This is a genomic window from Ferrimonas aestuarii, from assembly GCF_005116665.1.
Lineage (GTDB): Bacteria > Pseudomonadota > Gammaproteobacteria > Enterobacterales > Shewanellaceae > Ferrimonas > Ferrimonas aestuarii.
The window spans coordinates 71,008-93,027 of record NZ_SWCJ01000017.1 but is presented as its reverse complement, the minus strand read 5'-3'; the positions used below and the strand labels follow the sequence as shown (position 1 = coordinate 93,027).

The following is a 22,020-nucleotide window of genomic DNA, read 5'->3' as shown; positions in this document are numbered from 1 at the left end:
TAACCTTAATTAATTGCATACTCTTCCTTAAGTATTTCACCTCCTTGCTGGTCAACTTCTCGATTTGGTGTGAGTAATGAGTATTCTCTATCGCAACTGGCAATGGTTTCTCGTCGATGAGCAATAATAATTCGGGTCATCGAAAGTGCCGCGACACTGTTAGAGATAAGCCGCTCTTTATCGATATCAAGATGACTGGTGGCTTCATCCAAAAATAGTATCGATGGTTGCTGATATAGGGCTCGAGCTAGCAGCAATCGCTGAATCTGGCCGCCTGAAAACTGATTGCCCATATCGCCAACCAAAGCATTGTAATGCATCGACAATCTCGCGATACCCTGCTCAATGGCAGCCAATTGGGCACATTGCTGCATTCGAGGATAATTGGGTTCGGGATCAAAAAAGGTGATGTTGTCAGCCACGGATCCTGACAACAGCGTGTCATCCTGCATCACTGCAGCAATCTGTTTGCGGTATTGGATCAAGCCGATATGGGTAATGTCTACGCCATCAAGCAAGACCCTTCCTGAGGTTGGAGTCAGCAGCCCAAGCATCAACTTCATCAGAGTCGATTTGCCACAACCCGAGGGACCAGTGATGGCAATGGATTCCCCCGGATGAACCTCAAGAGATAGGTTATCGATCACCAGAGGGTCATCATCACTGTAACGAAAGCAAACTCTTTCCAGTTTCAAATGACCGTGAATCTGAGGCAAAAGGTGCCCACCGTCGCGATGCCCTTCCTGCTCATGTAGGGCGATGTCTGAGATGCGGTCTAGGTGTAAGCGCAACATGCGGAACAAGATGAGCTGTTCAACCAAATTGGCAAGCCGCTCGGTAAGCATGTTCTTGTAAGCCATAAAGGCAAGCATCATACCCACGCTCAGATCGCCAGCCATCACCAAGGCCGCGGCAAAGAAAACAACCAGCACATTCTCTATACCGAACAGCAGTTTGTTCATCGCTTCAAAGCTGATGTTGAGCTTACCCAAACGTATATCGGCGTTGATGACGTCGGCGAATCGGTTTTGCCAGATCCCCTGTCGCTGTGACTCTCGGGTAAACAGCTTGATGGTCTGAATGCCTCGAATGTTCTCGAGGAAGTTGGTCTGCTCTTTTGCCGATGCCTGAATCGACTCCTCTGTCGCTCTTTGCAGCGGCCGATAAAGCGCTAATCGCAGCACGGTGTAGAGCCCAACAGCAACCAATACCACTACGGTAAGCTTGATGCTGTAGAGTAACATCATGGCAAGCACCGCCAGCGCCATCACTCCATCAACAAAAGTTTCCACAACGCCAGTGGTCAGCCGCTCTCTGACCTCCGACAAGGAACCAAACCGCGACACAATGTCACCCACATGGCGCTTTTCGAAGAAGCTCATCGGTAAGCGCAGTAGGTGCCTCAGCAGATTGGCACCCATCTGCAGGTTTAGTGAACTGGACACTCTCAGCACCAACCAACTGCGGGAGCAGCTGGTAATAACGTTAATAAGCACTAACAAGCCAAACCCAATGGCCAATACCGTGAGCAGGGGTTGGTCTTGGCTTATCAGCACCTCATCCACCACCCACTGCATGTAATATGGGGTTGCAAGTGCAAACAGTTGTAGCAATACAGACAGCACGGTTAACGACACCAAAGCACGGCCAAATCCAGTCATCGAACTCCACAGTTGTGACAGCTTCATCTGGCTGCGTTGGTCTCGGCGCTGAAACCCTTTTGCTGGCGTTAGCTCAAGAGCAATTCCGGTAAAGTGTTCGGCAAACTCTTTCAAAGTTAATTGGCGCTTACCCATACCAGGGTCGTTAACGCTAATGCGATGCTTCGTCACACCGGTTAGCACCACGAAGTGGTTCATGTCCCAATGCAGTACACAAGGAAGCTGTAACTTGCCCACCTCCTCAAGTGGGCATTTAAGCGCTCGTGTCGCCAGATTCAAACCATCGGCGAGCTCAATCATCTGCTGGAGATTCATCCCCTTCATGGCCGCGCGATAGCGCTTACGCATGGAGGCCATGTCGAGCTTTAGGCCATGGTAACTGGAGATCATGGCGATACAGGCCAGTCCACATTCAGCCATCTCTGCCTGCATCACCAACGGCACTCGAGTGCTACCTGAATATTCCAATAACGAAGTAATCGGTTGAGGTTTATGAGACGCCATTAGCCAACCCTCCCTTTTAAGCTGTAGATAGGGTCGAGTAGCCAATCGATAAGAGAGCGGCGGTCAAGAATAATATCGGCTTCAAACAACATGCCGCTACGCAGAGGAAAGGCTTCGCCATAGGCGTGCACCACTTGGGCGTCGAGCCGAGTACGCACCCGATAAACAGGCTCTTCTAGCGGAAACGGTAAATCTGCCTCGCCATCTTCAATCAGAGATTTATCAACACGAATGATCTCACTTCGAAGCGCCCCAAAACGTTGATGAGGAAACGCATCGAATCGCAGCCTAGCCTCGTCACCCAGCTTCACAAACCCTGAGGTGCGAGTGGGCAACAACAGTTCTGCCACCATCACCGCATCTCTAGGCAGCAAGGTAAGCAATGGTCGATGGTTGGCGATAAACTCCCCTTCCACCACAGGAATCGCAGATACAACGCCATCGCTTTGCGCTTCAATAACATAGCGATAGTTTGTCTCAGTCTCCTGAATCAATCGGGAAAGCTCCGCGGCCACCCTCGCATTTTCATTTCGTTTAAGTGCAAATTGACTGGGTAGCAATGCCTGCTCAGCCAACAACCGATTGCGTTCCGCTTTAAGTGACAACAACTGCGCTAGGGCACCTTGCTGCTCCTGCTTTACCGACAACAACCGCTGCTGCTGATCTTGAAGCTCTCCACGGGAGAGATAACCATCGCGGTGCAATTGTTGTTGCTGGGATAAGTGATGTTGCTGAAGTTCAAGCTTGTCGGAAACGGTATCCGTGACCTCCAGGTAGTTAGCAATCTGGGCGTCAATATCAACGATGGCTTGCTTGAGCCGCTTCAGCTCCTGCTGCTTCATCAAACGATTGGTTCGACGCTCATCTTCCAGTGCCTGAAGCTGCAGCCGGTATTGAGCAACCAACACCTCCCCCAATTCAGAACCGCTGCTGGTTCCTTGCCGAAGCACCAGAGTAACCAAAGGTTGGCCCTTGCTGACCAACTCCCCCTCTCTAACATGCAGCACCTCGATCACCCCAGAACGAGGCGCGTAGGTTTTTAACAATCCTTGCTCAGGTACCAGAAAGCCTCGAACTGTCTCTTTACGGGTATATTCAGAGATAAACAGAAACAGCACCACCAGTGCCACTAGGGTCAAAATCACCGCTACGCACAGATGCAAAGAGAGAGGCTGAGCCAATGAGATGCTGCCAAACAATCGCTGCTTCTGAGCTTCCACTGCTTGCTGTCGAAAAAGAGTGCTCATAGCCATCCTTGGAAAGTACCGATGACTTGATAATAGAGGCGCTTAGAATTGGTGCGATTCACGCTCACACAAGGTTATCTTTGTTCACGCAAGCTCACGTAGGAAGGAAACCTGACAAGCGTAAACTCACGAAGGCGATGCCCAATCTCACGCAAATTCACCTTAGTAACAGAGAGCAATTGGGGTGATTACCAGTTAGGAAGGATTACATTTTAATCCAGTAAGTTATCATCAACTTCGGCTACAATTTAGTTGGGTCTGCTGACCTTTTTTGCTCATTTTTCGCTACGCATTGATTGTTCTGGGTCTGAATTTAATCGTTTGTATAATTCAGATAACAACCAAAAACAAACAGACCCTAGGCATGATTCACCAATAATAAAACCGCGAGACTATGCCATGACCGTCACTACATCCTTTCTAAAACAGCTCCCCAAAGTCGAGCTGCACATGCACATTGAGGGGTCCCTAGAGCCTGAGTTGATGTTTGCTCTTGCACAGCGGAACAACATCACCCTGCCCTACGACTCCGTCGATGCGTTAAAGCAGGCCTACAACTTCAGCAACCTGCAGTCGTTTCTCGATCTGTACTATCAGGGCGCTAACGTCCTTCAAACCGAACAAGACTTTTTCGATTTGGCCATGGCCTATCTGAAAAAGTGCCAGCAGCAACATGTTCAGCACGTTGAGATCTTCTTCGATCCTCAAACCCATACTGATCGCGGCATCCCTTTCGAAGTGATGTTTAACGGCCTTCACAATGCTTTTGAGCAAGGCAAGCATGAGTTTGGCATCAGCTATGAACTGATCCTGTGCTTCTTGCGCCATTTAAGTGAAGACGCGGCGCTCACTACCCTAGAGCAAGCGAAGCCATTCAAAGATCGGATCACCGGTATCGGCTTGGATTCCTCAGAAGTAGGCCACCCTCCAGAGAAATTCAAAAATGCTTTCGCCGCCGCCAAAGCACAGGGCTATCGCCTAGTGGCTCATGCTGGCGAAGAGGGGCCGGCTCAGTACATCTGGGACGCACTCAATCTGCTTAATGTGGAACGCATCGATCATGGAGTTAATTGCACTCAAGATCCGGAGCTGATGGCTCATCTGGTGGAAACCAAGATCCCGTTAACCGTGTGCCCTAACTCCAACGTGCGCCTAAAGGTGTTTGAAAAGATGGAGCAGCACAACCTGAAAGCCTTGCTAGAACGAGGCCTAAAAGTCACGCTGAATTCCGATGATCCCGCCTATTTTGGCGGTTACATGCTTGAGAACTACCTCAACGTACAAAATGCTCTGGATCTCACCAAGGAGCAGTGGTGGCAATTGACTGCCAACGCCATCGACGCCACCTTCACCAGCAATGCGCGTAAAGTTGAGCTGTATCAGCAACTTGATAAGGTAATGGCGGAATAATGCAAACAAACCGAGCTGGAACTGCCCAGCTCGGCTCTCTGGTTGGGAAACGCAATTACTGGCCGACCAACAGGTACTTATCCACCTCAGACTTAGTCATCACATGGATGCCCGCAGCGGGAGCCGCTTGAATGGTGTAGAAGTAAAAATCTGGCCCAAGGGTTTTGCCTAGCATCTCGCGGAAAAAGGTAAGCTGGGCACCGTGTGCAGGATCAGTCTTGCTGAGCTGACCAGCGTCTTTGCCATCTTTACAGCACCAAGAGTGAACCCCCAACTTGGCACCATCGTGATAGACACGGCGGTATCCCGCGGCAAATAGGTCAACACCACCGGAGTAGGCTTCGCCACCATCTCGAATCTCAGTGGTCATCTGGGCGTTACGTACTAAGCGGCCAGTATGCATATTGATGTCGTCATTCACCGAGCCTTCCACATTAACCAACACTAAGGTTTTTAGGCTTGGGTTATTATCCAAAAGCTGTTTCAGTTTTACGTAGCTAGAGGTACCCAGCGCCCCACTGACCAAGACACTCTGTTTGTTTTTCGACAATTCAAAGCTGGCATTACCGGCCCCAAAAAGGGATTCATTGAGAACAAATTTCACTGGGAACAAACCGGTGGTGTCTTTGTCCTCCAACATGCCGTCAAACTCGAAGTTGTCACCGCTGCGGGTCAACGTCATCTCTTTATGCAGTAATACCTGAGACGGCTTTTTAAGCAGGGCTTCGATATCAGACGTGTCACCTTTGAAAATGGTAAAGTCAGAAGCGATCGGTTGCTCCTTATCCATGTCAAAGCCAAAGATCAGTACCCCTTGGTTAAATTTGACGTACACCTGCTTGTCTTCGTCATCCATGTCGAGAAACTCAACAGCAGACTCTTTGCCGTCTAGGATCAGCTTAATTTGGGCATTCAACGTCTTAAACCGCTCAACATACTCGGCAACCTTATCCGGCTGAATGCCGTGCACTTCTTTAGGTTCGCTAACGCTGTTGTTGCTGCCACCGCTCCCCGAGCAAGCTTGCAGCATTGTAGCGACCGCCAACAGGGCTAAGAATTTGATTTTCATGGTTGAGTCTCTGTGTGATTTTTGTTGCACAGAGTTAACCAAATGAGGGCTAGAAAGTTTGTATCCGTTTGTATCTTGAATAAAAAGCAAAAAAAGAGGGCCTGCTGAAGGGCCCTCTTTAACTCTTGGAGATGATGATGAAAATGAGAAATTGGTTTTAGTTGTGACTGCGGCTTCGGTAAGCCGCCAGCATCCAGCTCTCTTTCTCTTGCTGAGATACGTAGTCACTCATCAATGCTGCGGTACCTTCGTCACCGAAATTGGCAGCATCACTTAGAATGCGTCGTTGCTTGGTCAACAGAACCTGATAGCCAGCTAGCAGATGGTCCACTCCTTGGCCGCCATCACGTACGTCTACGGCTTCTTCAATGGTGCTGTGCATCAGGTATTCGCTGAAGCTGTGCAGCGGTTGGTGACCCAGAGTAAGTACACGCTCAGCAATCTCATCAACCTTGATAAGCAGCTGGTCGTAAACCTCTTCAAACTTAGCGTGCAGTTCAAAGAAATCACTGCCGGTCACGTTCCAGTGGAAACCACGTACGTTCATGTAAAGAATCTGATAGTTGGCTAACAAGTCATTCAATTCGTTAGCCAGCTGCGCTGCGCCTTCTTTTGGCAATCCGATAAAATTCGTTGTCATAACCTTAACCTTCAACTTTGTAATCGCTGTTTGCGATGGATTGAGGTTAGATTAATCGAAGGTAAGAAAAAGAAAAAGCGAACAAAATAGGTCGTAGTAATCTACATATTCGATTTCGCAAGGGAATGCTGTTGAACCTGATCCGAATGACGTTGGCAACGTTGACTGATTTCAAACCGACAAGAGCCACAACCAGTACCCGCCCCACAGGCATCGGCCACCTGATCCGGCGTCTGTGCGCCGGCTTCAATAGCAAGATCCACCTGCTGCTCACTGATCTGTAAACAGCTACACAAAAGCTGAGCCGATTGAGATTGAGTCATAAATAACTGCCTAAACAACGAAGTATCACAGGTACTTTCAGCTGCCTGCATCAAATAATCGCCGGGAAGTTGATAGCGCTCAGCAGCCACAAAAGCCGCTGCCTTCAACTGTTGCTGTTCAAAATGGGCTTGGCGTATCCCCACAGGAAGTCGCTGACTCACCGACGGTGCGCCCAAGTTAAATTCTCCCATTAGCTTTTGCAATCTCAGCTCCAACTCATTGAGCTTAAGATCCGTCGCCAGCCACACCATTAACCCTTGGCTAGAAGGCGTATAAACCTGCCACAGCGGCCAACTGAGTTCCGGCATTTGCTGAGGCGGAAGCAGTATCTGGCACCAATAACGCACCTCAACTCGGCTCACTGTAGCAATTGCCTGCTTAAAGCCTGGCTGACCGGATACCGAATCCACTCGAGCCTCAGTCACGCCATTCACCCTTGAGGATTGAGCAAACTGTTCGCTCCAATGCATCGGCATAAACAGCTCTCCTATGCGCAGGCTGTCATCGGATTTTGCCACCGCCAATACCTTATGGTCGCCGATGAAGAGCAGGTCATCGTCACGAGCATTCAGGCGACGCAAATCTTGGGGATGCACACAAACTTGAGGCACAGGCTGATGGCGCCATAGCCGCGAAGACAAACCCGTTCGAGTCATGGTGTGCCACTGGTCGCGGCTGCGACCGGAATTGATCAGCCAGCGTGTGTTATTGGTTTCAGTCGCCTGAGAAAGCGTGGCAATACCGTGACTCATCACTAGCCCAGCTCCTCGCTGCAGCTGCGATAGTTCGATACGCTGGGGGTTAACTACCAGATTTTGCCCCCGCTGTGGCCACTGTATTGCGGGTAACTTTTGATACTGGGCGTCGGTTATCTGCTGCAGCCCAGAAATATCAAATTGCCCGCCATTTGCTGCATTTATTCCAGATAACGCCGCATGTTCGCGGAAGATCTCTACCTCATTCAGGTAATCAAACCCTGTTGCAAACCCCATGGCTTTAGCCACCTGACACAGTGCCCACCAATCGGCTTTGGCTTCGCCCTTACCTGGCTGCAATGGCCTTTGCCGCGACAAGCGCCGCTCCGAGTTAGTCACGGTTCCTGACTTCTCCCCCCAAGGCAGCGCAGGCAGCAACACATCCGCAAAAGCCTGAGTGTCTGTACCGGCCATGCAATCGCTCACAATCACCAGTGGGCAGGTTTGCAGCGCCCGCTTCACCAAATCGGACTCTGGCAAACTCACCATGGGGTTGGTGCCCATGATCCACACCGCTTTGATGTCACCATTGGCCATGGCTTCAAACATCTCAACCGCTTTTAAACCCGGCGTCACAGCCATATTTGGTGCCTGCCAAAACTCCTGCAAAGCTTGATGGGACGACGGACAGCCAAACTCCAAGTGCCCAGCGAGAGTATTGGCTAATCCGCCCACCTCTCGGCCGCCCATGGCGTTTGGCTGACCGGTTAACGATAACGGTCCCATGCCCGGCTTGCCCAAGCGCTCCGTTAGCCAATGGCAATTGATGATGGCGTTGGCCTGATCGGTGCCATTTAACGATTGATTGATGCCCATGGAAAACCCAGATACCACGTTTTCAGTTTGGGCAAACCATTGGTAAAAACGCGTTAAGCTGGAAATGGAAACTTCTGTCACGTTAGCGACATATTCAATGGAGTAGCGCTCAATTTCTTTGGCAAATTGGGAACTAACCCGAACAGGATTTACCGCTCCCCGCTGGATAAGGTAACGACTTAATCCATGAAACAGCGCCAGATCGGTTCCTGGTTTTATGGGCAGATGCAGATCCGCCTCTTGAGCCGTTACCGTAGCTCGAGGATCGATCACAACTAGGCGTTTATTGGGATCTTTTTCTCGAGCCGCCAACAACCGCTGAAACAAGATCGGATGGCACCAAGCCATATTAGAGCCAGCAAGCACCACAAGCTGGGCCTGCTCCAAGTCATCAAAACAGCCGGGAACCAGATCTTCACCAAACGCCCGCTTGTGGGCGGCCACCGCCGAGGCCATGCAAAGTCGAGAGTTGGTGTCCACATTGGCGCTACCGATGAACCCCTTCATCAGCTTGTTAGCGACATAATAATCTTCGGTAAGCAACTGGCCAGAAAGATAAAAACCGATGGCGTCAGCACCATGCTTCTGTTTGATAGTGTTTAGCTGGTGGGCGATGTAAGCGGTGGTTTTCGACCAGCTTTGCCGTTGGCCGCCAATTGAGGGGTAAAGCAATCGCCCCGTAGCAGACAAGGTATCCGCCAGCCTCAGCCCTTTAGAGCACAGCTTGCCTCGATTAACCGGGTGTAACCTGTCTCCCGCAACACTGACATTACCCTCATCGATTTGGGCCGTTACACCACAGCCAACGCCGCAATAGGGGCAGGTCGTGTTTATGCTCGTTGCCATCCAAATTCCTTGTTACCGCCACTTTTCAATCCGTTAGGCAATCACTAAGCAACTGTAAGGCCAACGAAAGCATTAGCAATCAATAACGATGTAAAACATCAACTTACTGAAAAGTACTCTCTCCTAGGCAAGCATAAAAAACCAACAATAACGCATAAATTCCCAAACTTGGTGCATAACTGCCTTATTTAGGTGCAAAACCGATGGTCATTGCTTCACCCCAAGTTATGGCCTAAGGCATCAACCTTGGAGAATAACCTAGTTAAACACCTGTTTTTAAATGAATAACAAGAACTATAAACAAAGATTATCGACCCTTGGCACCCCTCTTGCCCTTAGTTGGTATCAACACATTACCAACCTCATGTTTAGGGAGATGCCATGTCCAATGCCTACCAAGTGGCCATCGTCGGCGCCGGCCCAGGAGATCCTGAGCTGCTGACAATGAAGGCATTTCGCCGCATTCAAGACGCCGACGTCATCCTCTATGACAACTTAGTCAGTGACCCCATTCGGGCACTGTTTCCAAAAGATGCCGAGGCCATCTACGTTGGCAAAAAACGCCACCAACACAGCTTGCCGCAGTCAGAACTCAATCAGTTCATCGTCAAGCTGGCCCATGAGGGAAAGCAGGTGGTTCGTCTCAAAGGGGGCGATCCCTTTGTATTTGGCCGAGGCAGTGAAGAACTGCTCGCACTGATTGAAGCTGGAATCGATGCGGAAGTGATTCCCGGCATTACCGCCGCCAGCGGCTGTGGCAGTGCCGCTGGAATACCATTAACACACCGAGGCTTAACCCAAAGCTGCACCTTGGTAACCGGCCATGGTGCCAACGATCTCAACCTCGATTGGTCAAGCCTAGCCCGAGGACAACAAACCTTGGTGTTCTACATGGGCCTAAGCCAATTGGCCGAGATTCGCCACCACCTCATCAAGCATGGTAAGCGGGAATCAACGCCGGTGGCGCTGATTGAAAACGGCAGCCGCCCTAACCAGAGAGTGGTCATCTCCACTCTGGCTGCAATGGCCAGCGATGCCCTAAAACATCGCCTAACAAGCCCAACCCTTACCTATGTGGGCGAGGTGGCATCGTTGCATCAACAGCTGTGTTCCCAGCACTCATCTCACCCCGTTATCGCAAAGGAAAGCGCATGAACAAGCCCATTATCGCCGTTGTTGGTAACGGTATGGTTAGCCACAAGTTTATTGAAGAGATGGCTGACAGTCAGGACTACCAACTGCTGGTATTTAGTGAAGAGCCACAGTTGGCATACGACCGTGTTCAACTGACCAAATTCTTCGAGCAAGGCGCCGATTCGCTGATGCTCGGCCATGAGTCCCAATACCAACAGCAGGGTGTTATCAGCCACCTCAGCACCCGCATTATTGAGATCGACCGTGGCAACAAGCAGATTATCGACGCCGACGGCCGCAGCCACCACTACCACAAACTGGTATTGGCTACCGGCTCATACCCCTTTATTCCGCCGATTCCCGGCCGAGAGCAACCCCACATTCACCCCTATCGAACCATCGAAGATCTACAGGGAATTCAGCACTCTGCCTCTCAAAGCCGAGTCGGAGTGGTCATTGGTGGTGGCTTGCTGGGGCTTGAGGCCGCCAACGCCCTTAAAACCCTAGGCTTAGAAACCCACGTGGTGGAATTTGCCCCTAGGTTGATGGCAGTACAACTGGATGACGACGGCGGTGCGCTGCTACGCAGCAAAATCGAAGCACTGGGAGTACAGGTTCACACAGAAAAGGCGACTCAAAGCATCGACGCACTGGATGAAGGCTGCCGTTATCGACTGCAATTTGCCGATGGCAGCCACCTGGATACCGACATGCTGGTGTTCTCGGCTGGCATTCGTCCTCAAGACTCATTAGGTCGAGATTGTGAATTAAACATCGGCGAACGTGGCGGCATTGTCATTGATAACCTGTGTCAAACCTCAGATCCCAACATTTACGCCATTGGGGAATGTGCCCTATGGCAAGGGCGTATCTTTGGCCTTGTCGCACCGGGCTACCAGATGGCCAAAGTCGCCGCCAATCAGTTTAAAGGGGTGGAGAGCGAGTTTCGTGGTGCCGACATGAGCACCAAGTTGAAGCTGCTCGGCGTTGATGTGGCCAGCATTGGCGATGCTCACGGCAGTAACGAAGGCAGCTTGAGCTACTGTTTCCACGACCACGCCAACGGCATCTACAAAAAGATTGTGGTGGACGCAGAAGGCAGCAAACTGCTGGGCGCCGTACTGGTTGGTGACAACAGCGATTACGGCACTTGGCTGCAGTTATGCCTCAATGAGATGGCATTACCTCAGCCGCCGGAAACCTTACTGCTTCCACCAGCAGAGGGCGATGGCGGCGGCGCCATTGGCGGTGTTGCAGCCCTACCTGACAGCGCCCAGATCTGCTCCTGTCATGACGTTACCAAGGGCGACATCATCGCCGCCGTTGATCAAGGTGCTTGCGATCTGGCCAGCCTAAAAGGCTGCACCAAAGCCGCCACCGGTTGCGGTGGCTGTGGCCAACTGGTTGGGCAGCTGCTCGACCAGCAACTGGAAGCCAAAGGCATAGAGGTCAACACCGATCTCTGTGACCACTTCGGTTACTCCCGCACCGAACTGTTCGACATCATCCGCATTAAACAGATCAAATCCTTTGACGCACTGCTCGACCACTGTGGCCAAGGCGGCGGCTGCGAAGTCTGTCGCCCTGCCGTGGGCTCGATGCTGGCATCCCTATGGAACGACTACATCCTCGACGATAAACACATCGGCCTACAAGACACCAACGATCGCTTCCTCGCCAACATGCAGAAAGATGGCACCTATTCGGTAGTCCCTCGAGTGCCCGGTGGCGAAATCACCCCTGAGAAACTAATAACTCTCGGGCAGGTCGCCAAAGAATATGGACTCTATACCAAGATCACCGGTGGCCAACGAATCGACCTGTTCGGCGCACGAATGGAGCAACTTCCCGACATTTGGCGTCAATTAGTCGATGCAGGGTTTGAAACTGGCCACGCCTACGGCAAGGCGATGCGTACGGTGAAATCCTGCGTTGGCAGCACCTGGTGTCGTTACGGGGTGCAAGATTCCACCTCAATGGCCATTGCCATTGAGCATCGCTATCGGGGCATCCGCTCTCCTCACAAGATCAAATTGGCGGTTTCCGGCTGCGCCCGTGAGTGCGCCGAAGCCCAAAGCAAAGACTTTGGGGTTATCGCTACCGATCAAGGCTGGAACCTCTACGTTGGCGGCAATGGCGGCATGCGCCCTCGCCATGCCGATCTGTTCGCCACCGATCTGGACGACCAAACGCTGGTGGCTTACATCGACCGCATCATGATGTTTTACGTTCGTACCGCCGAACGACTGCAACGCACTTCCGTATGGCTGGAGTCATTAGAAGGCGGATTGGATTACCTCAAACAGGTGGTGATCGACGACAAGCTAGGGGTGTGCAACGAACTAGAGCAGCAGATGCAGGCTCTGGTCGACAGTTACCAATGTGAGTGGAAAACCACCCTCGACGATCCCAAGCGCCTGAAACAGTTCCAGCACTTTATCAATAGCAAACGCGCCGACGACGGCGTGGCCTTTGTTCAAGAACGCGGCCAGATCCGCCCCGCACGCATCGACATCAAGGAGTTAGCATGAGCCGATACGCACCCGAATGGCAGGACATCTGCGCCCTCAATGATCTCAGCCCAGACTGTGGCGTTTGTGCTCTGCTCGACAACAAGCAGGTGGCCATCTTCTACCTGTCCAATGGGGATCTGTATGCCATCAGCAACCACGACCCCCTCGGCAAAGCCAATGTGATGTCTCGAGGCTTAATCGCCGACATAAACGGCATCGCTACCGTGAGTTCTCCACTTTATCGCCACCATTATCGGCTCGATAGCGGCCAATGCCTGCAAGATGACTCGATCTGCGTGCCTACGTATCCAGTCAGAGCCGTCGATGGCCGAGTGCAGTTGCAGCACTAAGAGGACGCAGAAATTTCATTCAAGTTAACTACACTTGCCAAATTCAAGGAGAGAACCATGCAAGACCAACCCGGAATCAAGCTGCTGTCCTTCAGCGGCAAAATGAAGATACTCCACCTCAGTTGGATGGCGTTCTTCATCACCTTCTTCGTGTGGTTCAACCATGCGCCGCTGTTGGCGGTGATCGGCGACAGCCTTGGCCTAACCGGTGCCGAAGTAAAAACGCTGCTGATCCTAAACGTAGCGCTAACCATCCCCGCTCGGGTAATCATCGGCATGCTTACCGACCGCTTTGGCCCCCGAAATACCTACGCGGCGTTATTGGCCATCTGCAGCCTGCCCTGCTTTATGTTCGCCTTTGCGACCGACTTCAATACCGCAGCGCTGTCTCGATTTTTACTGGGCTTCATCGGTGCCGGCTTTGTTATCGGCATCCGCATGGTCAGTGAATGGTTTCCCGCCAACGAACTGGGCACCGCCGAAGGGATCTACGGCGGTTGGGGTAACTTTGGTTCCGCAGCTGGGGCCATGAGCCTGCCGATGTTGGCACTGTGGTTTGGAGGAGAGGATGGCTGGCGCTACGCCGTAGCCACCACTGGGGTAATGAGCCTGATATTCAGCGTTATTTGGTACAAAAACGTTAGCGACACCCCGAAGGGCTCCACCTATTTCAAGCCAAAACAGACCGGCGCGATGGAGGTCACCAGCAAAGGGGATTTTGCCCTACTGCTGATCATGAAACTGCCAATGTACGGTGCTCTAGCCCTGCTGACCTGGAAGCTGTCGCCCAATGGCGTATCCATGCTCGGCGCAGAAACCGCCTACGCCATCTATCTGGGGTTGGGGGCACTGTATCTGCTGGAAGCCTACCAAGCTTTTAAGGTCAATCGCAGCATCTTCACCACCCCAGTGGCACCGGAGCACCAATATAAGTTTAAGCAAGTTGCAGTACTGAACGTGCTGTACTTTGCCACCTTTGGCAGCGAACTGGCGGTGGTTTCCATGCTGCCGCTGTTTTTCGCCGATGTGTTCGAGTTGGACATGGTGTATGCGGGCATGTTGGCTTCGGCTTACGCCTTTATGAATCTCGCTTCCCGCCCTGGCGGTGGCTGGCTCAGCGATAAATTTGGTCGCAAACGCACCTTGATGATTCTAACCGCAGGCCTCGCAGCCGGTTACGGACTCATGGCCCAGATCGACAGCAGTTGGCCGCTGGCTCTGGCCGTCGTAGCCGCCATGGCGTGCTCCTTCTTCGTACAAGCTGGCGAAGGCGCGGTATTTGCTGCGGTGCCGCTGATTAAGCGCCGCCTGACGGGGCAAATTGCTGGCATGACCGGGGCCTACGGCAACGTCGGTGCGGTGGTCTACCTTACCGTGCTATCGATGGTGAGCTACTCCACCTTCTTCCTCGTTATTGCCGCCACTGCGGTACTGGGATTAGTGGCACTGTTATTGATGGAAGAGCCAAAAGGCGAGATCACCGAAGTTCGTGAGGACGGCACCGTGGAGTTGATTCGTGTCGGTTAATCGACCTCAAAGCCATGGCCAGCCCACAATCCGTTGGGGTGGCCATAGCAGTGCGGGTATCAAAGCCTGCAACCAAGATGCCTTTGCCGTGGCCAAACCCAGTGCCACGGAATTGGCCAACGTTGGCCGGGTGGCCGCCTTGGCAGATGGTCTCTCCAGTGCCAGCCATGGCGGTCACGCCGCTGCCGTTAGCGTAGCCAACTTTGTGTCAGACCTTTACTCCACCCCAGCCAGTTGGAGCAGTAACCACCGAGCCGCCAAGGTATTGGCCGCCCTCAATGATTGGTTGTGCCATTGCGGCGGGCAAGAGCAGCAGTGGCTTACCACCTTCTCAGCGCTAGTCATCAAAGGCAGTCAAGGCCACCTCTATCATGTGGGCGACAGCCAGATCGCCCGAATCCGCGACGGACAATATCAGCAGCTCACTCAGGCTCACCAGCAAGGTAGTGCCTTAGTCCGAGCCCTCGGCGCCGAGTCTCACCTTAGGGTCGATACTCAAAGCGTGGATCTGCAAACTGGAGATACCTTTATCCTCAGCAGTGACGGCCTGCATAACTTCGTTCAGCACCAACAGGTCATCGATGTCATTAAGCAGAGCACAGAGCCCGAAGCGGCCGCGAAAGCTCTGGTAAATCTGGCGTTATCTCAAGGCAGCGATGACAACCTCAGTTGCCTGATCATCACCATCCGTCATTGCCCCAAACACAACCCGCAGCAGCTGCAACAACAGTGGCAACACCGGCGGATTCCACCAATTTTGATCAAAGGCCAGAGCCTGGATCACTACAAGATTGAACGCTGCCTGCATGCCAGCCCACGCTCTCATCTGTATCTGGTTACCGATAAACAAACCGGCAGTACCAAGGTGCTCAAAGCGCCCTCTCCCAACCTAGAAGCACACCCACAGCAGCTGGCCGCCATGGTTCGAGAGGCCTGGGTCGGCCAATGTTTGCGCCACCCCAACATCATGGAAACCCAAGCGCCGCCAGCTCAAAGTGCCTTTTTGTATGTGATTGGTGAATACATTGAAGGGCAGACACTGAGCCAATGGCTTATAGACCACCCCAACCCCAGTCTAAGCCAGCTGCGGCCAATTATTGATGGCATTCTTGGTGGTTTGCGAGCCATGCAGCGCCAGCAGTTGGTACACCGAGATCTGAAACCCGACAACGTGATGATTGACCATCAAGGCCGAGTGAAACTGGTGGATTTTGGCAGCATCAGCGCCGGCGCTTTAAGCGAGCAGCCGGATTGGCATCAACAAAATCAAGCGGTTGGAACCACAGATTACAGCGCACCAGAATGCCAACTCAACGGCCCTGCCGATGTGCGCAGCGACCTATTTTCAGTGGCGGTGATGCTCTATGAAGCCCTGTGCGGCAAGTTACCCTTTGCCAGCAAGCGCCCAGGGCAGCGGCAGCAATTTGGCGATTGGCGTTATCAACACTTAAGGCAGTGGCAGCCCAAGGCGCCGCTGTGGTTAGACGCCTTACTGGAAGCCGCCACCAAGCCAGATCCGGCAACTCGCATGAACTCCCTGTCGGAGTTCCGTCAGCGATTGCACCACCCGCAGGTAGACACGCCAAGCTGGCGCACCCTACCACTCGCCAAACGACACCCGGTTCGCTTCTGGCAAAGCATCAGTGCTCTGCTGTTGCTGGCGTTGATTGCCGCCCTGCTAAGCTGACCGATTCAAATCACAAGATGGCTGGCAGAAGGCTAACCGCCAAGTTCAAGAGGGTGGCTACCAACTTGAGTGATGCAGCCAGCAACCTCGCTATGGCGAGCACCGGTTAAACTCGGCTCAGTGGCGGGCAGGCGGTTAAGGCAACGATGGGCCAACCAAGCGAAGGCCATCGCCTCCATGGCGTCGCTGTCGATGCCCGCTTCGGTGGTAGTCTGCAGCTGCCAATGAGGTAAAGCCTGTTTTAGCGCCGCCATCAATGCCGGATTGCGGGTGCCGCCACCGCAGAGTAGCAGCCGTCCTGCCGGGTAACCTTGCAGTGGCTCGGTCAAGGTTGATGCGGTGAGCGCCACTAAGGTAGCCATCACATCGGCGTCACTAAGTTCATCGTCATGATCAGTTCGATACTCATCAAGCTTCTGCTGCAGCCAACTAAGACTAAACAACTCCCGACCGGTGCTTTTCGGTGCTGGTTGGGCAAAATAGGGTTCCGCCAACAGCCGTGACAACAGCTGAGAGTTCACCTGACCTTGCTGGGCCAATCGGCCATCCTTATCAAAGCTTTGGCCTAAACAGTGCATCGACCAAGCGTCCAGCAGCACGTTGCCAGGGCCGGAATCAAAGCCAAGAAACTCCGGTGCCAATACTGACAAGTTAGCCATGCCGCCAATGTTGGCAAACACCAACGTCTCATCATCATGGCTCTCCGCCATCAAGCTGCGGTGAAACAGTGGCACCAAAGGCGCACCCTGACCACCGAGGGCGATATCCATGCCACGGAAATCGGTAATGGTGGTAATGCCCGTAGTGGCAGCAAGTTCATGGGGATTTACTAGCTGCATGGAGAAAGGGGCGCTGCCCGTTGGGGCATGAAACAGGGTTTGCCCGTGACAGCCAATGGCACGGATCTGTTCCGGTTTAAGACTGCGCTCAGCCATTAACTGGTTTACCGCACTGCCATAGGCTCGACCTAGGGTTACGCCAAGCTGGCCCAAGGCCGATAAACTGGTGTGCTGGTCGGCACACAATGCCAAAATCTGCTGACGCACCTTCGGCGCAAACGCCACTTCGATGGCATGCAACAAGCGGGTGCAGCCATCGATGATCTCGACCAGCGCCACATCAATGCCATCAACACTGGTGCCAGACATGATGCCGATATAGAGCTGGGATAAACCTTTAGCTGCGAGGTTGTCTTTGGTTGTCATAGACTGAGTTGTCGAAGAATTCGCTGTCATCGATTTTCCTATCTGTGATTTTGGCATCAACGGCAATCCGCCAACAACTCTCCTCCGGCCCAGCAGGCCAACACCTGAAGGTCAGGACTCATCAACACCATATTGGCTCGTGCGCCGGGGCGCAGATGACCATAGGCGTTCTGTAACCCCAAAGCTCGAGCCGGCGTGGCACTGGCCATGGTCAGCGCTTGCTCTAAGGTCACGTCCAGATTACCGACCGCATTACGCACTGCGGCGGCCATGTCCAATACCGAACCAGCCAACTCGCCTTTTTCGCCCAATAAGCGGTCCTGCTGACGAGTCACGGTTTGGCCAACCAACTCAAATTCGCTTTGGTCGCTGCCTACCGGCGGCATGGCATCGGTAACCAAAGCCACTCGATGAATGCCTCGAGTCTGAACCGCCAACTTACAAGATTGAAAATCCACATGATGGCCGTCGACAATCAGGCCGCAAAAACTGTGCGGGTCCAGTAGCGCAGCGCCCACCATGCCCGGCGCTCGAGACTCCAGCGCCGACATGGCATTAAACAGGTGGGTAAAACCAACCGCACCGGCGGCCAGCGCCTGCTGCGCCCGTTCGATACCGGCATTGGAATGCCCCAAAAACACCTTTACGCCAGCGGCTGTGAGGCGGCGAATGTCTGCGGGTGTGACCGCCTCGGGCGCCAAGGTAACTAGCTTCTGCCCCAAGTCCGGGCGCTCATACAACTGCCACTCCGCCTCGCTGATGGGGCGAATATGCTGCTGATTGTGCGCACCTTTTTTAGCCGGGGCTATATGAGGACCTTCGAAATGGATCCCCAAGATGGCATCGCCATTCACCTGACGAGCTTGAGCCACCGCATCGGCGGCTGCGGCCATCACCTCGAGGCTGTCGGTAATGACGGTGGGCAATATGGCACTGCTGCCATATTGGGCATGAGCTCGCAGCATGGTGGCAATGCCTTCAAGGCTAGGCTCGCTGTTAAACAGAGCACCGCCGCCACCGTTAACCTGCAGGTCGATAAAGCCGGGCACCAACGCCCCTTCTAGGGCGTGATCGTAATCGTCACTAGCCGGTTCAATGGCGCAAACCTGCCCCTCGTCGACCACCAAAATCAGATCCCCATGCCACTGATGACCATCAAAAAGCTGAGATACCCAATACCGTGTTGCCATCAGTTCGACCTTTAAAATATGAGAGTTAACTGAAGTTTAGAGTTAAGCGTGATCTAAAGATAGCGGCAAGCTTCCCGACGCTTGCTGCTGCCCCAACAGCGCTTTAGCCAGCGCTCGATAGATTACGCCATCGGCGGGCGCCTGCTTGTCGCAGTCAAGCATGTAGGCGTAGCTGGCCAGTTGCCGCTCACACCAAGGGGCGAAAATCGGCAGATCATAGGGCGCTCTCAAGCTGATAAAGGTCACCGGTTTGTTGGCCGTTTTGGCCTGTTTCACCCACGCCAGAAGGGGTTCATGGGAATAGGCGTTTATCAGTGCCTGTTCATCCAGCTGACTCAGATCTTCGATGCCACCAAACTCGGCGGCACTGGGCCGTGGCGACACAAAACCACAGATCAGCTGCTCACAATCGGCAAGCGCCGCCGCGACCGATTGCTGATTGGATTCTTTCTGTTGCTGAACCTCTCCATCGACCAGCCCCATCGGCTGCAGATGAAGCTGGTCATCAATCTGCATGAGCGCATTGGCCAGCGCCTCCGCTTGACGTTGATGGGGCATCAATATCAGCATCGGCTTTGCTATTTCTGGCGCAGTTTGTTCTGGTTCTTTCTTTGGTGCCGACTCTGGCACTAACTCAGGTATTAGGGGCAATGTGCCCTTTACTAAGGTGATGGCCGCTTGAGCCAGTTGCTCCTGAGCCAGCTGGTGTTCGTGGCAGCCCACAACCGACAGAGGCAAGCTCTGCGGATCACCCTGTCGGTGCTCAAATTGTTGTTTGAGTTTATTAATGCGTGCATGGGATTGGCGTAGCTGCTTGGCACAAAGTTCACCGGCCTCAACCGCATCCGCCACTTTGGCAATCAGCTCAGGCAGAAGCTTAAGATCCCGGCGACTGCGAATCTTTATCGGCATCAGGGCAATATCGACGCCCGCGTTAAAGCAGTTAACCACCGCTTCCACTGGGCTCATGAAGGCCGCAATACCTGCCATATCTAAGGCATCGGTAATCACGACACCGTCATACCCCAGTTGATCCCGAAGCAGTTCGCTGATGATGGCACTAGACATGGTCGCTGGCGCCATCAAGCGGTGGCCACTGGCGGTGGTGAGCTCTGAACTATCCAGAGCGGGATACTGAATGTGGGCGGTCATCACCATGGCTGGCATCAGCTCGGAAAACACCTTCTGATAGGGCGCCAGCTCCTGCTGCCACACCGTCTCCACACAGTGCTCCACCCGTGGCAAGCCGGTGTGGCTGTCGACATCGGTATCACCGTGACCGGGAAAGTGCTTCACCGTCGCGCCGATGCCCTGTTGCTCCATGGCGCGGGCGTGGGCAAGGCCCAGTTCGCCAATGCGCAGTGGGTCATCACCAAAGGCGCGTACGTTGATCACCGGGTTATTGGGATTAGCATTCACATCCAACACGGTGCCGTGATTGATGTTAATGCCCATGGCGTTAAGCTCAGTCGCCAACACCTTTCCACACTGCGCCGCAAACCGAGTCCCATGCTCAGCATAGGTGGCACCAATGGCCAAACTACCGCTAAAGCCGGTGGTCAAATGGCGAGGGGTGCGCAGCACCCGCCCGCCCTCTTGATCGATGGAGATAAACAATGGCGCCGATGCGGCCGCGCGCTGCAGATCTTGGGTTAAATTGCGCACCTGCTGAGGGTGTTGGCAGTTCTCAGTGAATAGAATGACGCCCCCAAGTTCAGTCTTCTGAATCAGCTGGGCGAGTTCGATGGGCAGCTCTGTCACTGGCCGCCGCTTCGGCTCTCCAGCCTCTTCTTGACCCAAGTTGGCATCAAAATAGCGAATGTCTATCATCAACTTTTGCGCAATCTGCCGCTCTAGCTCTGCCCTGACGCTCACTGAAAACCCTCAATCTCGATTTGAAAACCTGTCCATGATTGCCGCCGTGATGGGGAACTGCAACGGAAACCGAACAATATCTCGCAACTGACCACGGTGTGACTCAAAAATCGATGTTTTGTTAATCGATTTACTGCCGCCAATGATGCTTTCTTACCTCAGTCGTGGTAATTTACGGCGCCTCTAATCGGTGGCCGGGAACTGCATCCCAAATCCACTACGCTTTCTTTAATCATTTTGTGTCGCTTCTCCATCGAAGTTGGCACTCAAAACGCTATCGAAAACAGGGTGAGCGGATGACTCGTCGCGGAAACTTATTCATTGTATCGGCCCCAAGTGGTGCCGGTAAGTCGTCACTGATTGCAGCGTTGCTGAAAGACAAGCCAGCAGACATGCAGGTGTCCGTGTCTCACACCACCCGAGATGCTCGCCCTGGCGAAACCAACGGCGTGCACTACCACTTCGTCGACAAGGCTGAGTTTAAGCAGCTGATCGCCGACAACGCCTTTTTCGAATGGGCGGAAGTGTTTGGTAACTACTACGGCACCTCCCGAGTGACCATCGAACAAACCCTAGACAAGGGCATCGATGTGTTTCTCGACATCGACTGGCAAGGCGCCCGTCAGGTAAAAGAGGCGATGCCTGAGGCCATTGGTGTGTTCATCCTGCCACCTTCTCGCACTGAATTAGAGCGTCGCCTAAACAGCCGCGGTCAAGACAGTGCCGAGGTGATCGCCAGCCGCATGGCTGATGCAGTTGCCGAGATGAGCCACTATGATGAGTATGACTATCTGATCGTTAACGAAGATTTCGATACCGCACTCAATGATTTATCTGCCATTGTGTTTGCAAACCGGCTACATCTGGCTGGGCAAAAAAAGCTTCACAGTGGTATGCTAGAAGATCTGTTGGCAGACTAGCCAACATCATGTATGATTTTGCGTCATTTTTTTAAGCTCAAACACAGGAGTTCCTTTTCATGGCACGGGTAACTGTTGAAGACGCCGTAGATAAGATTGGCAACCGTTTCGACCTGATCTTGGTGGCCTCTCGTCGCGCACGTCAGCTGTCTGTAAACGGCAAGGAACCTTTGGTCGAGGAGCAGAACGACAAACCTACCGTTATCGCCCTGCGCGAGATCGAGCAAGGTTTGATCGATGCCAAGACCCTAGACGAGCAAGAGCTGCAAGCTCAGCGCGAACAAGAAGCGGCTGAACTGGCTGCGGTTGCTGCCATCGCCGAAGGACGTACTTTATAACGTCCAAAA

Annotated in this window: 16 protein-coding genes; 8 read left to right on the top strand and 8 right to left on the bottom strand. The window is 53.1% G+C overall.

Annotation, left to right across the window (positions count from 1 at the left end):
* Positions 1 to 5: 5 nt before the first annotated feature.
* A complete protein-coding gene (locus tag FCL42_RS17435) occupies positions 6 to 2,165 on the bottom strand; it encodes a peptidase domain-containing ABC transporter (protein WP_136864714.1) in 2,160 nt (719 codons plus the stop codon).
* Positions 2,165 to 3,412: an HlyD family efflux transporter periplasmic adaptor subunit gene (locus FCL42_RS17430; protein ID WP_136864713.1), complete on the bottom strand. Its 1,248-nt coding sequence runs from the start codon at positions 3,410 to 3,412 to the stop codon at positions 2,165 to 2,167. Before FCL42_RS17430 ends, FCL42_RS17435 begins: the two co-directional genes overlap by 1 nt.
* Positions 3,413 to 3,811: 399 nt before the next feature.
* Between FCL42_RS17430 and FCL42_RS17425 the strand changes: the two genes are divergently transcribed.
* Positions 3,812 to 4,822, top strand: a complete 1,011-nt coding sequence (locus FCL42_RS17425; RefSeq protein ID WP_136864712.1) for an adenosine deaminase — start codon at positions 3,812 to 3,814, stop codon at positions 4,820 to 4,822.
* Between the two features lie 55 nt (positions 4,823 to 4,877).
* On the opposite strand, the gene FCL42_RS17420 is transcribed toward FCL42_RS17425, so the two are convergent.
* The 3 genes from FCL42_RS17420 to FCL42_RS17410 form a co-directional block, all read right to left on the bottom strand.
* Entirely contained in the window at positions 4,878 to 5,891 is a 1,014-nt protein-coding gene (locus FCL42_RS17420; protein WP_136864711.1) for a hypothetical protein, read from the bottom strand.
* Between the two features lie 157 nt (positions 5,892 to 6,048).
* Complete coding sequence (locus FCL42_RS17415; protein ID WP_136864710.1) at positions 6,049 to 6,531, bottom strand: Dps family protein; 483 nt, start codon at positions 6,529 to 6,531, stop codon at positions 6,049 to 6,051.
* Positions 6,532 to 6,632: 101 nt separating this feature from the next.
* Positions 6,633 to 9,272 carry a nitrate reductase gene (locus FCL42_RS17410; RefSeq protein WP_136864709.1) on the bottom strand — a complete coding sequence of 880 codons (2,640 nt, stop codon included), beginning with the start codon at positions 9,270 to 9,272 and terminating at the stop codon, positions 6,633 to 6,635.
* 381 nt (positions 9,273 to 9,653) lie between these two features.
* Here FCL42_RS17410 and cobA point away from each other — a divergent pair, with 381 nt between their 5' ends.
* The 5 genes from cobA to FCL42_RS17385 are packed head-to-tail and all read left to right on the top strand — an operon-like array spanning position 9,654 to position 16,483.
* On the top strand, positions 9,654 to 10,427 hold the full coding sequence (gene cobA, locus FCL42_RS17405; RefSeq protein ID WP_136864708.1) for a uroporphyrinogen-III C-methyltransferase: 774 nt from the start codon (positions 9,654 to 9,656) through the stop codon (positions 10,425 to 10,427).
* A complete protein-coding gene (gene nirB, locus FCL42_RS17400; protein WP_136864707.1) occupies positions 10,424 to 12,937 on the top strand; it encodes a nitrite reductase large subunit NirB in 2,514 nt (837 codons plus the stop codon). The genes cobA and nirB overlap by 4 nt, the downstream gene beginning before the upstream one ends.
* The gene (nirD, locus tag FCL42_RS17395) at positions 12,934 to 13,269 is read left to right on the top strand and encodes a nitrite reductase small subunit NirD (RefSeq protein WP_136864706.1); all 336 of its coding nucleotides are present in this window, start codon (positions 12,934 to 12,936) and stop codon (positions 13,267 to 13,269) included. Before nirB ends, nirD begins: the two co-directional genes overlap by 4 nt.
* A 57-nt stretch (positions 13,270 to 13,326) precedes the next feature.
* Positions 13,327 to 14,796: a NarK family nitrate/nitrite MFS transporter gene (locus FCL42_RS17390; RefSeq protein WP_136864705.1), complete on the top strand. Its 1,470-nt coding sequence runs from the start codon at positions 13,327 to 13,329 to the stop codon at positions 14,794 to 14,796.
* Complete coding sequence (locus tag FCL42_RS17385) at positions 14,786 to 16,483, top strand: bifunctional protein-serine/threonine kinase/phosphatase (RefSeq protein ID WP_136864704.1); 1,698 nt, start codon at positions 14,786 to 14,788, stop codon at positions 16,481 to 16,483. Before FCL42_RS17390 ends, FCL42_RS17385 begins: the two co-directional genes overlap by 11 nt.
* Before the next feature lie 32 nt (positions 16,484 to 16,515).
* On the opposite strand, the gene FCL42_RS17380 is transcribed toward FCL42_RS17385, so the two are convergent.
* Genes FCL42_RS17380 through FCL42_RS17370 form a run of 3 tightly spaced genes read right to left on the bottom strand, consistent with a single transcriptional unit; the run spans position 16,516 to position 20,753 of the window.
* Positions 16,516 to 17,718: an anhydro-N-acetylmuramic acid kinase gene (locus FCL42_RS17380; protein ID WP_229359898.1), complete on the bottom strand. Its 1,203-nt coding sequence runs from the start codon at positions 17,716 to 17,718 to the stop codon at positions 16,516 to 16,518.
* A gap of 26 nt (positions 17,719 to 17,744) precedes the next feature.
* Positions 17,745 to 18,878, bottom strand: a complete 1,134-nt coding sequence (gene nagA / locus FCL42_RS17375) for an N-acetylglucosamine-6-phosphate deacetylase (protein WP_136864703.1) — start codon at positions 18,876 to 18,878, stop codon at positions 17,745 to 17,747.
* Positions 18,879 to 18,920: 42 nt separating this feature from the next.
* The gene (locus FCL42_RS17370) at positions 18,921 to 20,753 is read right to left on the bottom strand and encodes a glycoside hydrolase family 3 protein (protein ID WP_136864702.1); all 1,833 of its coding nucleotides are present in this window, start codon (positions 20,751 to 20,753) and stop codon (positions 18,921 to 18,923) included.
* A 296-nt stretch (positions 20,754 to 21,049) separates the two neighbouring features.
* On the opposite strand from FCL42_RS17370, the gene gmk reads away from it, so the two are divergent.
* Together gmk and rpoZ are read left to right on the top strand one after the other, a co-directional pair.
* On the top strand, positions 21,050 to 21,673 hold the full coding sequence (gene gmk, locus FCL42_RS17365) for a guanylate kinase (protein WP_136864701.1): 624 nt from the start codon (positions 21,050 to 21,052) through the stop codon (positions 21,671 to 21,673).
* A 59-nt stretch (positions 21,674 to 21,732) separates the two neighbouring features.
* On the top strand, positions 21,733 to 22,011 hold the full coding sequence (gene rpoZ, locus FCL42_RS17360; RefSeq protein ID WP_136864700.1) for a DNA-directed RNA polymerase subunit omega: 279 nt from the start codon (positions 21,733 to 21,735) through the stop codon (positions 22,009 to 22,011).
* Positions 22,012 to 22,020: the final 9 nt, after the last annotated feature.

What these genes read in the sequence shown, in the direction of transcription:
- FCL42_RS17435 (WP_136864714.1), bottom strand. Translation starts at nt 2,165, where the DNA reads ATGGCGTCTCATAAACCTCAACCGATTACTTCGTTATTGGAATATTCA.
- FCL42_RS17430 (WP_136864713.1), bottom strand. Translation starts at nt 3,412, where the DNA reads ATGAGCACTCTTTTTCGACAGCAAGCAGTGGAAGCTCAGAAGCAGCGA.
- FCL42_RS17425 (WP_136864712.1), top strand. Translation starts at nt 3,812, where the DNA reads ATGACCGTCACTACATCCTTTCTAAAACAGCTCCCCAAAGTCGAGCTG.
- FCL42_RS17420 (WP_136864711.1), bottom strand. Translation starts at nt 5,891, where the DNA reads ATGAAAATCAAATTCTTAGCCCTGTTGGCGGTCGCTACAATGCTGCAA.
- FCL42_RS17415 (WP_136864710.1), bottom strand. Translation starts at nt 6,531, where the DNA reads ATGACAACGAATTTTATCGGATTGCCAAAAGAAGGCGCAGCGCAGCTG.
- FCL42_RS17410 (WP_136864709.1), bottom strand. Translation starts at nt 9,272, where the DNA reads ATGGCAACGAGCATAAACACGACCTGCCCCTATTGCGGCGTTGGCTGT.
- cobA (WP_136864708.1), top strand. Translation starts at nt 9,654, where the DNA reads ATGTCCAATGCCTACCAAGTGGCCATCGTCGGCGCCGGCCCAGGAGAT.
- nirB (WP_136864707.1), top strand. Translation starts at nt 10,424, where the DNA reads ATGAACAAGCCCATTATCGCCGTTGTTGGTAACGGTATGGTTAGCCAC.
- nirD (WP_136864706.1), top strand. Translation starts at nt 12,934, where the DNA reads ATGAGCCGATACGCACCCGAATGGCAGGACATCTGCGCCCTCAATGAT.
- FCL42_RS17390 (WP_136864705.1), top strand. Translation starts at nt 13,327, where the DNA reads ATGCAAGACCAACCCGGAATCAAGCTGCTGTCCTTCAGCGGCAAAATG.
- FCL42_RS17380 (WP_229359898.1), bottom strand. Translation starts at nt 17,718, where the DNA reads ATGACAGCGAATTCTTCGACAACTCAGTCTATGACAACCAAAGACAAC.
- nagA (WP_136864703.1), bottom strand. Translation starts at nt 18,878, where the DNA reads ATGGCAACACGGTATTGGGTATCTCAGCTTTTTGATGGTCATCAGTGG.
- gmk (WP_136864701.1), top strand. Translation starts at nt 21,050, where the DNA reads ATGACTCGTCGCGGAAACTTATTCATTGTATCGGCCCCAAGTGGTGCC.
- rpoZ (WP_136864700.1), top strand. Translation starts at nt 21,733, where the DNA reads ATGGCACGGGTAACTGTTGAAGACGCCGTAGATAAGATTGGCAACCGT.